At 65.8% G+C, this 12,593-nt stretch carries 12 protein-coding genes; 3 read left to right on the top strand and 9 right to left on the bottom strand.

From position 1 onward, the window contains the following. Positions 1 to 19 precede the first annotated feature (19 nt). On the top strand, positions 20 to 1,273 hold the full coding sequence (locus HMPREF2914_RS07340; RefSeq protein ID WP_021264767.1) for an aspartate aminotransferase family protein: 1,254 nt from the start codon (positions 20 to 22) through the stop codon (positions 1,271 to 1,273). An 88-nt stretch (positions 1,274 to 1,361) separates the two neighbouring features. Next, the gene (locus HMPREF2914_RS07335; protein WP_044727201.1) at positions 1,362 to 2,282 is read left to right on the top strand and encodes an NAD(P)-dependent oxidoreductase; all 921 of its coding nucleotides are present in this window, start codon (positions 1,362 to 1,364) and stop codon (positions 2,280 to 2,282) included. A gap of 289 nt (positions 2,283 to 2,571) precedes the next feature. Here the strand turns inward: HMPREF2914_RS07335 and HMPREF2914_RS07325 are convergent, their stop codons facing one another. The 7 genes from HMPREF2914_RS07325 to HMPREF2914_RS07295 all read right to left on the bottom strand — a co-directional run bounded on the left by HMPREF2914_RS07325 (position 2,572) and on the right by HMPREF2914_RS07295 (position 9,738). Next, the gene (locus tag HMPREF2914_RS07325; protein WP_023091822.1) at positions 2,572 to 4,230 is read right to left on the bottom strand and encodes a cation acetate symporter; all 1,659 of its coding nucleotides are present in this window, start codon (positions 4,228 to 4,230) and stop codon (positions 2,572 to 2,574) included. After that, entirely contained in the window at positions 4,227 to 4,550 is a 324-nt protein-coding gene (locus HMPREF2914_RS07320) for a DUF485 domain-containing protein (RefSeq protein WP_003089157.1), read from the bottom strand. The genes HMPREF2914_RS07325 and HMPREF2914_RS07320 overlap by 4 nt, the downstream gene beginning before the upstream one ends. A 56-nt stretch (positions 4,551 to 4,606) precedes the next feature. Next, positions 4,607 to 6,253 (bottom strand): acyl-CoA synthetase, encoded by a 1,647-nt coding sequence (locus HMPREF2914_RS07315; protein ID WP_371915116.1) that lies wholly within the window; start codon positions 6,251 to 6,253, stop codon positions 4,607 to 4,609. Positions 6,254 to 6,339: 86 nt separating this feature from the next. Further along, a complete protein-coding gene (locus tag HMPREF2914_RS07310; RefSeq protein WP_023091824.1) occupies positions 6,340 to 7,107 on the bottom strand; it encodes an SDR family NAD(P)-dependent oxidoreductase in 768 nt (255 codons plus the stop codon). Continuing rightward, entirely contained in the window at positions 7,107 to 8,279 is a 1,173-nt protein-coding gene (locus HMPREF2914_RS07305) for an acyl-CoA dehydrogenase family protein (RefSeq protein WP_023091825.1), read from the bottom strand. The genes HMPREF2914_RS07310 and HMPREF2914_RS07305 overlap by 1 nt, the downstream gene beginning before the upstream one ends. Positions 8,280 to 8,329: 50 nt before the next feature. Next, positions 8,330 to 8,686 (bottom strand): DUF6285 domain-containing protein, encoded by a 357-nt coding sequence (locus HMPREF2914_RS07300; protein WP_003089151.1) that lies wholly within the window; start codon positions 8,684 to 8,686, stop codon positions 8,330 to 8,332. Beyond that, positions 8,683 to 9,738 (bottom strand): phosphotransferase family protein, encoded by a 1,056-nt coding sequence (locus tag HMPREF2914_RS07295; protein ID WP_023091826.1) that lies wholly within the window; start codon positions 9,736 to 9,738, stop codon positions 8,683 to 8,685. Before HMPREF2914_RS07295 ends, HMPREF2914_RS07300 begins: the two co-directional genes overlap by 4 nt. A 196-nt stretch (positions 9,739 to 9,934) precedes the next feature. Between HMPREF2914_RS07295 and prpR the strand changes: the two genes are divergently transcribed. Next, positions 9,935 to 11,887 (top strand): propionate catabolism operon regulatory protein PrpR, encoded by a 1,953-nt coding sequence (prpR, locus tag HMPREF2914_RS07290; protein ID WP_023091827.1) that lies wholly within the window; start codon positions 9,935 to 9,937, stop codon positions 11,885 to 11,887. Positions 11,888 to 11,952: 65 nt separating this feature from the next. Here prpR and HMPREF2914_RS07285 read toward each other — a convergent pair whose 3' ends face one another. Together HMPREF2914_RS07285 and HMPREF2914_RS33125 are read right to left on the bottom strand one after the other, a co-directional pair. Then, complete coding sequence (locus HMPREF2914_RS07285) at positions 11,953 to 12,435, bottom strand: transcriptional regulator (RefSeq protein ID WP_223309047.1); 483 nt, start codon at positions 12,433 to 12,435, stop codon at positions 11,953 to 11,955. A gap of 79 nt (positions 12,436 to 12,514) precedes the next feature. After that, positions 12,515 to 12,593 (bottom strand): hypothetical protein (locus tag HMPREF2914_RS33125; protein ID WP_371262996.1); only part of this gene is annotated, 79 nt, incomplete at its 5' end.

Below are 12,593 nucleotides of genomic sequence, written 5' to 3'. Positions count from 1 at the left end.
CATTTTTCAAGAGGTTTGCATGAACAACATCGAGACGTTCGAAAGGCTCGAGTCCAACGTGCGGATGTACTGCCGCGACTTGCCCCTGGTGTTCGATACCGCACAAGGCAGCAGGATCCGCGGCGAAGATGGCCGCGAATACCTGGACTTCTTCGCCGGCGCCGGCGCCCTGAACTATGGCCACAACGACCCGCGCATGCGCGATGCGCTGATCGCGTATCTGTCGGCCAACGGCGTGACCCACGCCCTCGACCTGCACACCACCACCAAGCGCCAGTTCCTGGAAGCGATCGAGCGCGACCTGTTCAAGCCACGCGGCTGGGACTACAAGGTCCAGTTCACCGGCCCGACCGGTGCCGACGCCGTCGAGGCGGCGTTGAAGCTGGCGCGCAAGGCGACCGGGCGTACCAAGGTCGTATCGTTCTACGGGGCTTACCACGGCATGACCGCCGGCGCCCTGGCCGTCACCGGCAACCGCACTCGCCGTGGCCCCGGGCTTTCCACCGACGTGGTGTTCGTGCCCTACGAAGACAGCCCCTATGGCGAATTCGACAGCATTGGCTTCCTCGAGCGCCTGGCCAACGACCAGGGCAGCGGCTCGGAGCTGCCGGCGGCGGTGATCGTCGAGTCGGTGCAGATCCAGGCCGGCGTCTACCCGGCTTCCAACCAATGGCTGCAACGCTTGCGCAAGTGGACCACCGACCACGGCGTGCTGCTTATCTGCGACGAGATCCAGGCCGGTTGCGGCCGCACCGGCGACTTCTTCGGCTTCGAGCGCTCCGGGGTGGTGCCGGACCTGATCACCTGCGCCAAATCGATCGGCGGCTTCGGCCTGCCGATGGCGATCGTGTTGCTTCGTGCCGGGCTGGATGTATGGCAACCGGGCGATCACATCGGCACCTTCCGCGGCAACCAGTTGGCGTTCCTGACCGCCCGCATCGCGCTCAGCTATTGGCACGATGAGCAGTTCCTGAAATTGCTGGCCGACAACTGCGCGGCCATGGAGCGCGCGGTTGCCGGCTTTGCGGAAATTCCAGGCGTCGCGTTCGCGCGTTGTCGCGGCATGATCGCCGGCATCGATTTCGGCCGCGGCAACGTCGAGGTCGCCAAGGACGCCCAGCAGCGCGTGCTGCAAGCGGGCGTGCTGGTCGACCGCTGCGGCCCGAATGGCGAAATCATCAAGCTGATGCCACCGCTGAACACTCCGACCGACCAACTCGAAGACGGCCTCAGGGCCTTCGGCGAATCGGTCGCGGCAGCGCTGGGCGAATAGCTGCCAGGGTCACCCTTCGGCCTGTGTTGAAGCGCAGGCCGGAGACCTGTTGGACATCAGCCAGAACAATAATCAGGAGACCTCGAGCGTGCGTGAACACAATGATGAAAGCGTCGAGTTCGAAGTGTCCGTGATCGGGCTCGGAGCCATGGGAACCATCATGGCCCAAGCGTTGCTCAGGCAAGGCAGGCGCGTGGCGATCTGGAACCGCTCACCCGGCAAGGCCGCGGCGCTCGTCGCCGCTGGCGCTCACCTGTGCGAGAGCGCCGAAGCCGCGCTGGCTGCAAGCCCGGCCACGATCTTCGTGCTCCTGGACAACCAGGCGACCCATGAGGTGCTCGGGATGCCAGGTGTGATGCAGGCACTGGCCAACCGTACGATCGTGGATTACACGACCAACGCCCGGGACGAGGGCCTGGCGCTTCAGAGTCTCGTCAACCGCGCGGGCGGCCATTACGTCAAAGGGATGATCGTGGCCTACCCGCGCAATGTTGGTCGTCGCGAAAGCCACAGCATTCATACCGGTGATCCTGAGGCCTTCGAACGGCATCGGGCGCTGCTTGAGGGGCTTGCCGGTCATACGACGTTCCTCCCCTGGGACGAAGCATTGGCCTTCGCCACCGTGCTCCACGCGCATGCGTTTGCCGCGATGGTGGCTTTCTTCGAGGCCGTGGGGGCTGGTGTCCACTTCGGCCTGCCGCCTTCGAAGACCGCTCGGCTCATGCTCGACACGTCGCGCTTTTTCGTCGCCGATGCACTCGAGGAAGCGGTCCGTCGGCTGGAAGCGCAGGATTTCGCAGGCGATCAGGCGAGGCTCGATGTGCATGCCCAGGCCTTCGCCCATATCGCCGGAGCCCTGCACGCACAAGGGGCCTGGACGCCGGTCTTCGACGCGCTGTGCCAGGCCGTGCAACGCGCGGCAGCCATGGGCTATGGCGATCAGGACATCGTAGCCGTCACCCGCCTGTTCGCCCGCGAATGCGACACCGCAAGCGCGGCGGGACAGTGACTGCGCTGCGCTTCTAAGGTCCTCGTGGATAGCGCCCGAAGACAACAACTATAAAAAATCGCTGGAGAATCATATGCGCCGATTCGGTTTTCTAACGGCTGTCCTTGTACTGGTCATCTTCCTGAGTGCACTGTTTTCGAAGCCTTCCGTCGTCAACCGCGGGACGGCTCAGCGCATGGAGCACTACCCCACCGTCGGTATCGGAGACATCTTCCGGGGGCACTAGCCAGGCCTCGGGCGACAGACAGCCTCAAAGCCTGCCACCCGTTCGACAGCGACCGTGTGCGCCTCAGTGGTCTATGGCTCCGCTGGCGCCAAGGCCGGTCTGGCCTCGTACGTACTGGTCGGCGAAGGCTGCCCTTTCCGCCATGGCCCGCGTGGTCCGGTCCAGGCGGGAAACGCCATACGCCACCAGGAACGCCAACGGCATGGAGAACAGCGCAGGCTGGGTATAGGGGAACAGCGGCTCGGCGAAGTGCAACACATCCACCCACACCAGCCTGGAGAAAACCACGAAGCCCATGGCGCTGAACAACCCGACGTAGCCACCGGCCAACGCGCCACGGGTGGTCAGCCCGGACCAGAACATCGACAGGAACAGCACCGGGAAGTTGGCCGAAGCGGCGATGCCAAAGGCCAGGGCGACCATGAAGGCCACGTTGATGTTCTCGAACACGATGCCCAGGGCTATCGCCACCAAGCCAAGGCCCAGGGTTGCCAGCTTGGTTACCCGCAGCTCCTGCGCCTCGCTGGCCGCGCCCTTCATGATCACCCGCGCATACAGGTCATGGGCGATGGCGGACGCCCCGGCCAGGGCCAGTCCTGACACCACGGCCAGGATGGTGGCGAAGGTCACGGCGGAGAGGAAGCCCAGCAGCAGGTTGCCTCCCACTGCCTGGGCCAGGTGCATGACCACCATGTTGCCCCCGCCCAGCAGCTTGCCTCCCGCTTCCCCGCCCTCGAAGAACCGGGGCTGCTGGCTGACGATCACGATCGACGCCAGGCCCAGCAGGAAAATGACATTGAAGAAGTAGCCGATGAACCCGGTGGCGTAGAGCACCGACTTGCGCGCCTCCCGGGCATCGCCGACGGTGAAGAAACGCATCAGGATGTGCGGCAGCCCGGCGGTGCCGAACACCAGCCCCAGGCTCAGTGATAGCGCGGTCAACGGGTCGGCCAGCAAGCCACCAGGGGCCAGCAGGCGTTCGCCCAGGGCATGGCTATCCATCGCCTGGCTGACCAGCCTGTCATAGCTGAAGTCGAATTCGCGCATCGCCAGGAACAGCACCAGCGAGCCGCCGACCAGCAGCAGGAATGCCTTGACGATCTGCACCCAGGTGGTTGCCACCATACCGCCGAAGGTCACATACAGCATCATCAGCGCACCGACGATCACCAGGGCGATCTGGTAGTCCAGGCCGAACAGCAGCCTGATCAACTGCCCGGCCCCGACCATCTGCGCCACCAGGTAGAAACACACCACGGTCAGCGAGCCGATGGCGGCCATGGTGCGCACCTTGCCCTGGTCGAGACGGTACGAGGTGATGTCGGCGAAGGTGAAGCGGCCCAGGTTGCGCAGCCGCTCGGTCATCAATAGCAGCAGTACCGGCCAGCCCGCGAAGAAGGCGATGAGATAGATGTAGCCATCCATCCCGGAGCTGTAGATGAGCGCGGTGATTCCCAGCAGCGTGGAGGCGGACATGTAGTCGCCGGCTAGCGCCAGGCCGTTCTGCCAGCCCCGGATACCGCCACCGGCGCTATAGAAATCCGCCGTCGAATGGGTCCGTCGCGCCGCCCACCAGGTGATGCACAGGGTGAACAGCACGAACACCATGAACATGCCGATGGCATGCAGGTTGAGCGGCTGGCGCTGGCCAGCGTCCAACGCGGGCGAGGCCAACAGCAGGCCGGAGTGCAGCGACAACGCCAGGGGAAGGAGCTTCTTCATGCGCCCTGCTCCTCTTCCAGCCCAGCGACCAGAGCCTGGGTCAGGCGATCGAATTCGCCGTTGGCGCGGTACACATAGAGCGCCGACAAGGCACAGAAGAACACGAACAGGAACACGCCGGCCGCGACCCCGAAGGTCATGTTCGAGCCCTGCGCCAGACGCCTGGCAATCAGCTCGGGGCAGAACGATACCAGCGCGATGTAGCCGTGGAACGTGGCCAGGATCAGCAGGAGCAGGCTCAGGGTGAAACGGTTTCGGCGCGCCACCAGTTGCTGGAACCGGGCACTGGCGCGGATACGCGCGTATAGCAGGCTGGACATGGGACACCTCGGGCAACCTAGTTATTGTTATGGAATGTGCGGGTGCGGCAGCGCCATCAGCGGCCGGCGTCGCCGGCCTCCTCCTCCTGCCGGGCCCACTCGCGCAGGACGAACTTCTGGATCTTGCCGGTGGCGGTCTTGGGCAGTTCGGTAAGCGTCACATGCCGCGGCGCCTTGAAGTGCGCCAGGCGCTCGCGGCACCAGCGGACCAGATCGTCACCCGTGGTTCTGGGTAAGGCATCCGCCCGCAAGGCGACGAACGCGTGGGGTGTCTCGCCCCAGCGCGAATCCGGGCGCGCCACCACCGCGGCCTCGACCACCTCGGGGTGCTGGTAGAGCACTTCCTCGATCTCCAGCGAGCTGATGTTCTCGCCGCCGGAAATGATGATGTCCTTGGCCCGGTCCTTGATTTCCACGTAGCCGTCCGGGTGCAGCACGGCCAGGTCGCCGGTGTGCAGCCAGCCGTCGGCCAACGCGGCGCGGGTGGCCTCGGGGTTGTGCAGGTAGCCTTTCATCACGGTGTTGCCCCGCACTACCAGTTCGCCAAGGGTGCGGCCGTCGGCCGGGACCGGACGGCCGGTGTCGGTATCCAGCACCGTGGCCTCCTCGAGCATCGGGTGGGCGACGCCCTGGCGGCTCATGAACTGGGCCCGGGCCTCCAGCGGCAATTCGTCGACCCCCGGCTGCCACAGGCACAGGGTGCTGGGGCCGTAGCTTTCGGTCATGCCGTAGGCGTGGGTGATGCTGAAGCCGCGTGCTTCCATGGCGGCGATGACCGCGCTGGGCGGCGCGGCGCCGCCGGTGATCACCGATACCGGCACGGCAGTGACGCTGGCATGCTCGGCATGGATCAGCATCGACATCACCACCGGCGCGGCGCTCAGGTGGGTCACGGCATGCTCGGCAATCGCAGCGTTGATCGCATCAGGCTGGACCTTGCGCAGGCACACATGGGTGCCACCGGACAACGTCACCGCCCAGGTATGGCTCCAGCCGTTGCAGTGGAACATCGGCAAGGTCCACAGGTAGACGCTGCGCGGCCCCAACTGGAAGATCAGCGCGCCGGCGCAGGCGTTGAGGTAGGCGCCGCGGTGATGCAGGACCACGCCCTTGGGATCCCCCGTGGTGCCGGAGGTGTAGTTGATGGCGATCGACTGCCATTCGTTCTGCGGCGCACTCAGCGGCCGCCCCGGGTCGCCCTGGGCCAGAAACGCCTCATAGTCCAGGTCGTGGGCGAGGTCGACTCGCTCGGCCTGATCATCGTCGATGCCCACCAGCAAGGGCGGCGCATCGAGCATGGCCAGCGCCTGCTGGGCCACGGCACCGAACTCACGGTCGCAGATCAGCACCCTGGCCGCGCAGTGGCGCAGGATGAAGGCGATGCTGCGTGCCTCCAGGCGGATGTTGATGCATACCAGCACCGCCCCGGCACCGGGTACGCCATAGTGGGCCTCGAGCATTTCCGGGATATTCGGCGCCAGTATCGCCACCCGCTCGCCCGCTTGTACGCCGACCCGCTCCAGGGCGCTGGCCAGGGCGCAACTGCGCTCGTGCAACTGGCGGTAGCTGTAGCGCCTTGCGCCATAGACCACCGCATCGCGCTGCGGGTACACCTGCGCGGCACGCTTGAGGAACGACAGCGGCGACAGCGGGACATGGTTGGCTTCGTTGGGAGCAAGCTCGTGCTCGAGGGTAGGAACCATCATGGCAGCCACCTCATCGACACATTGCTCGGGTCTTGTACGCACATACATACCTCCTGTTCTTGTTGTTATTGCGCCAGGGCGCGTTACAGGCTGCTGCACAGGTGGCCGCCATCGACCACGATCTCGGCGCCGCTCATGGCCCGCCCGGCATCGCTGGCGAGCAGCAGCAAGGCGCCGTCCAGGTCCGCCGGCACGCTGAAGCGGCGGCTGGGGATACGCGAGCGCAACTTGTCGCCGGCCTCGCTGGCCAGGAAGGCCTCGTTCAGGTCGGTCATCACGTAGCCGGGCGCCAGGGCATTCACCCGGATGCCATGGCGCGCCAACTCCAGCGCCATGGCGCGGGTCAGGTGGGCCAGGCCGGCCTTGGCCGCCAGGTAAGGGCCGACGGCGCCGGCCACACGGCTGGCGAGGATCGAAGTGACATTGATCAGGCTGCCGCCCTTCCCCGCCGCGACCATGCGCCGGGCACTTTCCTGGGCCACCGCCCAGGCGCCCTTGAGGTTGGTGTCGAGCACGCGGTCCCAGCTTTGATCGTCGCAGGCCAGCAAGGGCTGGCTGTCGCTCACCCCCGCATTGTTGACCAGCACATCCAGCGGGCCGGCGGCATCGAGCACCCGGCAGATATCCTCGCGGCAGGTCACATCGAGGGCAAAGGCCTGCGCCCGCCCTCCCGCCACCTCGATGGCCTCCACCAGTGCCTGCAGCGGCGCCTGGCGCCTGGCGGTCACCACCACCTCGGCGCCTGCGGCGGCCAGGGTCATGGCGAAGTGGCGGCCCAGGCCGCTGGAGGCGCCGGTCACCAGGGCGCGGCGCCCGTCGAGGGCGAACAGTCGGGCAAGGTTCGGTTGCATCAGCGGGCCTCCAGGCGCTGGTCGAGCAGTTTCTTCGCCAGGCTCATGCGGTGCACCTCGCTCGGGCCGTCATAGATGCGGAACGGACGAATGTCGCGGAAGATCCGCTCCACCACAGTCTCCCCGGTCACCCCGCGCCCGCCCAGTACCTGGACGCAACGGTCGACCACCCGCCACAGCGCTTCGGCGCTGATCACCTTGGCCATGCTCGAATCGACGTTGGCGCGCCGGCCCTGGTCGAGCATCCAGGCACAGTGCCACACCGCCAGTCGCACCACGTGCAGGTCCATCATGTTGTCGGCCAGCATGAAACCCACGCCCTGGTGCTCGCCCAGCGGCTTGCCGAAGGCATCTCGGGTGCGCGCATAGTCGCAGGCGATGTCGTGGGCGCGACGCGCGGCGCCCAGCCAGCGCATGCAGTGGGTGAGCCGCGCCGGCGCCAGGCGCACCTGGGCATACCGGAACCCCTTGCCGATCTCGCCGAGCACATCGCTCGCCGGAATACGCAGGTTGTCGAAACGCAGCTGCCCGTGGCCACCGGTGAAGCAGCTGTCCAGCGAGTCCAGCTGACGCTCATGGATGATGCCGTCGCGTTTCATGTCGGTCAGGAACATGGTCGCCGTACCATCCTCCATGCGCGCCATGACGATGCCGAAGTCGGCGCCTTCTGCGCCGGTGATCAGCCACTTGCGGCCATTGATCAGGTAGTCGTCGCCATCGCGGGTGGCGGTGGTGCGCAGCATCGAAGGGTCCGAGCCGGAGCCTGGCGCAGGCTCGGTCATGGCGAAGCAGGAACGGGCATGGCCCTGGACCAGCGGGCGCAACCAGCGGTCTTTCTGCGCCTCGGTGGCGACCACGTCCATCAGGTGGATGTTGCCTTCGTCCGGGGCATGGATGTTCAGCGCCACCGGGCCCAGCGGCGAGTAGCCGGCCTCTTCGAAGACGATCGCCTTGGCCACGTGGCTCAGCGCCAGGCCACCCATTTCGCGGCTGGCGTGGGGCGTCAGCAAGCCGGCCGCGCGGGCGCGGGCCACCAGGTCCTGGCGCAGGGCGTCGCTGGGGCCGTGGCTGTCCTGGCGGGGGTCGTTCTCGAGCGGGATGACCTGTTCGGCGATGAAGTCTCGGGTCTTGGCCTGCAAGGCGAGCAGTTCGTCCGGGAGGGTGAAGTTCATGGTTGTCCTTCTGGGTGCTTGTCTGTCGGGAATGAGATGGCTGACGCCGTTCAGGGCAAGGCCTTGGGATTGCTGATGGCCAATCGGGCGAGGGTGACCTGGCGCAATGTCTCGACCAGGGTTCTATGGTTTTGCGGGGCGTCATGGCTGCCCAGGCGAATGGCCCGTGCCAGTTGGCGGCGCAGGTCGGGCAAGGCTGCGGGCGCCTCGTCGACCAAGGCGGCCAGACGTGTCCGCTCCTGGTCCTCGGCCAGAGCCCCCAGGCGGCTTTCGCGGGCTGCGATGGCCATGGCATTGGCGATCATCAGGGCCGGGTAACGCAGCTCGCCGGGCAGCGCTGGCAGCAGTTGCTCCAGAAGCGTCGAGCGAGCGATGTCGAGCAGTTCATGGGCATCGGGCTGGGTCATGGCGCTTCGGCTCCGGTCATGTGCAGGATGTCGAGCTCAAGCTCCGGCAGCAGTCGTGCGGTCAGTGCCAGCTCAATGGACGGCTCTTCGCCGGACAGGTGGCGCTGGCCTTGCTGCAGGGCGATCACCGCCCAGCGCAGGGTGGCCATGACCTGCCAGTAGTGCAGTTGGCTGCGCTCGATACGCAGCGGAGACACCTCGTGGTAGCCCCCCAGGAAGTCCTCCAGTTGGCCGATACCGCCGGCCTCGAGGTCTGGGCGGGTGAAGCGCCAGCAGCGGGCGGTGAACCAGCCTAGGTCCTCGCAAGGGTCGCCCCAGCCGGTGAACTCCCAGTCGAGTACGGCTTCGAGTCCCTGTTCGCTGGCCAGGTAGTTGCCGGTGCGGTAGTCACGGTGCAACAGACACAGGATGCTGTTGCGCGGTGCGTGCAGCTCGCACCAGCGCAGGCCCCACTCCAGCACCGGGTAGGCATCGGCGCGGGTGTCGAGGTAGCGGCGATAGGCGTCGATGGTCGCCAAGGCCGGTGAGCGGGTTGGCATCGGCAGGAAATCCAGCGCGGCGCACGGCGGGCGAACCTGATGCAGGCGCGCCAGGTTGGCGCCAAGCTGCGCCGCCAGCTGCGCCCGACCCTGGGTGCCGGCGCCGGCGCTGAGCAAGCGACCGGCGGCGACACCCGGCACGTACTCCATCAGGAAGAACACCCGCCCATGCACGCGCATATCGCGGCACAGCCACAGCGGGCGCGGTACTTTCACACCGGCCTGATGAACCACTTGCAGCACCGCGAACTCCTGTTCGCGGTCAAGGCTGGCGGGTAGCGCGGAAAGCGCATCGCTGCGCAGCACCCAACGCCGGGCGCCAGCCCAGGGGCCGCCTTCGATCAGCAGGTCCAGCAGCCAGTTTTCCTGGATGGCGCCGCCGCTCAGGCGCTGGCGTGCCTGGATGACCACCCGCTTCGCTGCGGCGTGCTCGCGGATGAACTCGACCAGTGGCTGGTCGTCCGGGGCCACGAATGTCTCGCCGTCCCGTACGGTCGTAGGAGGAGTGCTCATGGGGTTGTAGGGCCTGCCTGTAGTCATGTTGTCAGACAGCTTTAGCAACGCCTGGGCCAATTTTCGGGATATGCCTGTAACCCGCGCGCTCTCTGGCTCCAGGCTTTTCCATGGCGCTCGACGAAGCAATCCGGGTTTCACTTTTGCAACGAACTGATTCAGTATCGAAACAATTCAATCCTGAACAGGTCTCGACATGCGTCCTCCCCTTTCCCAGGTCGTCGTGCTGGTCAGTCACCTTCAACGACCTCGGCAGCGCAGTCGCCTCGCCAGCCTGGTGGCCGGCCTGGCGGCGGGCTACCCGGACGTCCATATCGAGGTGCTCGACACCTCGGTATCCGAAGCCCTGCAAACCGCCCGCGATCTCGAACAGCGCGGCAAGGCCGACGTGTTCGTCTGCGCTGGCGCCACTGCCGCCTACCTGCGTAGACACCTGGCACGTCCGGTTCTGACGATGCGCGTTGGCGGCGGAGACCTGTTGCGTGCGCTGGAGCAAGCCCGCGAACACTCCTCCCATGTCGCCCTGCTCAGCTACAACCGCATCGACCGGGACCTGCAAGCCATGCGAACGCTGTTCACGGTGCAGGTTCACCAGGTTGCCTACACCACCCTGGAAGAGGCTCGCCAGGCTGTCCTGGAGGTAGCCCGGCTGGGTTGCCGCAGCATCATCGGCTCGTCGACGGTGGTGGAGCTGGCGGAACAGGCAGGCCTGCACGGCGTGCTGTCGCTGAGCGAAGACACTGCGCGCAAGGCGCTCGAGGAAGCCATGGGAGTCCTCGACAGCCAGCGCCTGGAGATCGCCAAGCGGCGGCATCTGGACGCGGTGCTGCAACACATTCCAAGCGGTGTGGCAGCTGTCGACAACCAGGGTGTGGTGCAATCGCTCAACCCTGCCCTTGCCCAGTTGCTGGAGTTGCCGGTCAGCTCGGCTCTGGGGCGACCGTTACAGCAGCTATGCCCGGAGCTTGACCTGCAACAGGCGCTAGAGGATGGCGGTGGCGAGGAAAACCGGGTGATCCGGCTGGGCTCGCACGCCGTGGTCAGCAATCTCCTGCCGATCCTGGAGAATGGCGAGCGTACCGGCCTGGTGCTCACCTGCCAGGACATCACCGCCGTGCAGCGCGCGGATCAACGCATCCGCTCCACTCGCCGTCCAGGTGCCTTCACCGCGCGTTACCGGCTCGAACAACTCAACGGCGCGAGCAAGGCCAACCGTGAGATGTTGCAACTGGCCAAGCGCTTTGCCGCCAGCCATTCGACCATCCTGATCACTGGCGAAAGCGGCACCGGCAAGGAACTGCTCGCCCAAGGGATCCATAACGAGAGCCCTCGCCGGCACGGGCCTTTCGTCGCCATCAACTGCGCGGCGTTTCCCGAGTCGCTACTGGAAAGCGAACTGTTCGGCTACGAGGAAGGCGCCTTCAGCGGTTCGCGCAAAGGCGGCAAGCCCGGCCTGTTCGAGGCGGCGCACCGTGGCACGCTGTTCCTCGACGAGATCGGCGACATGCCTGTGTCGCTGCAGACACGCCTCCTTCGTGTATTGCAGGAGCGAGAGGTCTTGCGCCTGGGCGGCACCGAGCCGATCTCCATCGACGTGCGCATCGTCGCCGCCACCCACAAGGACCTGGGGGCCGCCATGAAGGATCGCGAGTTTCGCACCGACCTGTATTACCGGCTGAATATCCTGCGCTTGCAGACCACGCCCCTGCGCGAGCGGCCCGAGGACATCCCTCTGATTTGCCAGGGAATCAGCCAGCGCCTGCTGGTCCAGGGCCAGCCACCGGGTGCCGCAGGCATAACGACGCTCCTGCTACCCTACCTCGTCCGCCATTCCTGGCCCGGAAACGTCAGGGAACTGGAGAATGTCGTCGAACGGGCGATGCTCTCCGCCAGCGAAATCTTCCATGAGCACGGCGTGGATGAGCATTACCTGGCTCGCGTGCTGCCCGAGCTATTCGAAGGCCAGCCTCAGCCCAGGTCCCGGAAAGAGCCATCGCGCACAAAGGATTTGCACGCCATCGGCAAAACCGCGCAGTTGCGCTACATACAGGAGACGCTGGACAGCTGCCAGGGCAGCCTTGACGAGGCTGCGCGTCGGCTCGGGATCAGCCGGACCACGCTGTGGCGGCGGCTTCGTTCGGCACGCTGAGCAAAACGATGCGCCTGGGCGATGCGGAACTCGCCCAGGCCTGGACGCGGCCGGTGCCGTGAAACTCAATTGATCAGCGGAACCTGCTTGCCGATCTGCAACGCCTCCAGCGCGTCCAGTTGCGCTTCGATCTGCAGGAAGCGCATGGCCCGCCGAGGTGACATCTTCTCGGCCACTTCCTGCACGTACCGGTGCAGCACGGCCAGCTGTTTCTCCTGCAATCCCCGATAGAGGTCGACCATCCTCGAAGCTTCCGCGTCGGTAATGCTGCCGGAACCATAGGCGCGGGCATATTCGAGCAGGAGCTGGAATGTCTCCTTGTGCAGGCTGTCCGTCTCGCCTCGGTAGCGTGAATAGATCGGCCAGAACGTCTCGGCTTCGGTACCGTCCAGCGCCATGTTTGCCTCGACCATCCGTTTGCGCTTGTAGTTGATGGTTTCCAGCTGGTTCCTGATCTTTTCCTTGTGCTCGTTCATCACCTGCTCGACCGATGGCAGGGGTTCGTCGGCATGAGCGGCAAGGGAAAGGGTCGCGACCAGGGTGGCCACGAAAAGCAAGCGCCTGGACATCGGCGTTCTCCTTCTGGGTTGATCGAATGGATTCATGCTGCCGCGGTGCGATGCGACATCAACGGGCCCCGCTCCTCAGGGCGATCCTGGGCGCCCACTCCAGCCATTCGTCATTGGCCGAATCGAACAGGGCGAAG

Origin of the sequence: Pseudomonas sp. HMSC067G02, assembly GCF_001813485.1 — a bacterium.
Classification (GTDB): Bacteria; Pseudomonadota; Gammaproteobacteria; order Pseudomonadales; family Pseudomonadaceae; genus Pseudomonas; species Pseudomonas aeruginosa.
This window is presented reverse-complemented; position numbering and strand designations above follow the sequence as displayed.

Coding starts and splice junctions, on each gene's coding strand:
- HMPREF2914_RS07340 (WP_021264767.1), top strand. CDS start 20: ATGAACAACATCGAGACGTTCGAAAGGCTCGAGTCCAACGTGCGGATG.
- HMPREF2914_RS07325 (WP_023091822.1), bottom strand. CDS start 4,230: ATGAAGAAGCTCCTTCCCCTGGCGTTGTCGCTGCACTCCGGCCTGCTG.
- HMPREF2914_RS07320 (WP_003089157.1), bottom strand. CDS start 4,550: ATGTCCAGCCTGCTATACGCGCGTATCCGCGCCAGTGCCCGGTTCCAG.
- HMPREF2914_RS07315 (WP_371915116.1), bottom strand. CDS start 6,253: ATGGTTCCTACCCTCGAGCACGAGCTTGCTCCCAACGAAGCCAACCAT.
- HMPREF2914_RS07310 (WP_023091824.1), bottom strand. CDS start 7,107: ATGCAACCGAACCTTGCCCGACTGTTCGCCCTCGACGGGCGCCGCGCC.
- HMPREF2914_RS07305 (WP_023091825.1), bottom strand. CDS start 8,279: ATGAACTTCACCCTCCCGGACGAACTGCTCGCCTTGCAGGCCAAGACC.
- HMPREF2914_RS07300 (WP_003089151.1), bottom strand. CDS start 8,686: ATGACCCAGCCCGATGCCCATGAACTGCTCGACATCGCTCGCTCGACG.
- HMPREF2914_RS07295 (WP_023091826.1), bottom strand. CDS start 9,738: ATGAGCACTCCTCCTACGACCGTACGGGACGGCGAGACATTCGTGGCC.
- prpR (WP_023091827.1), top strand. CDS start 9,935: ATGCGTCCTCCCCTTTCCCAGGTCGTCGTGCTGGTCAGTCACCTTCAA.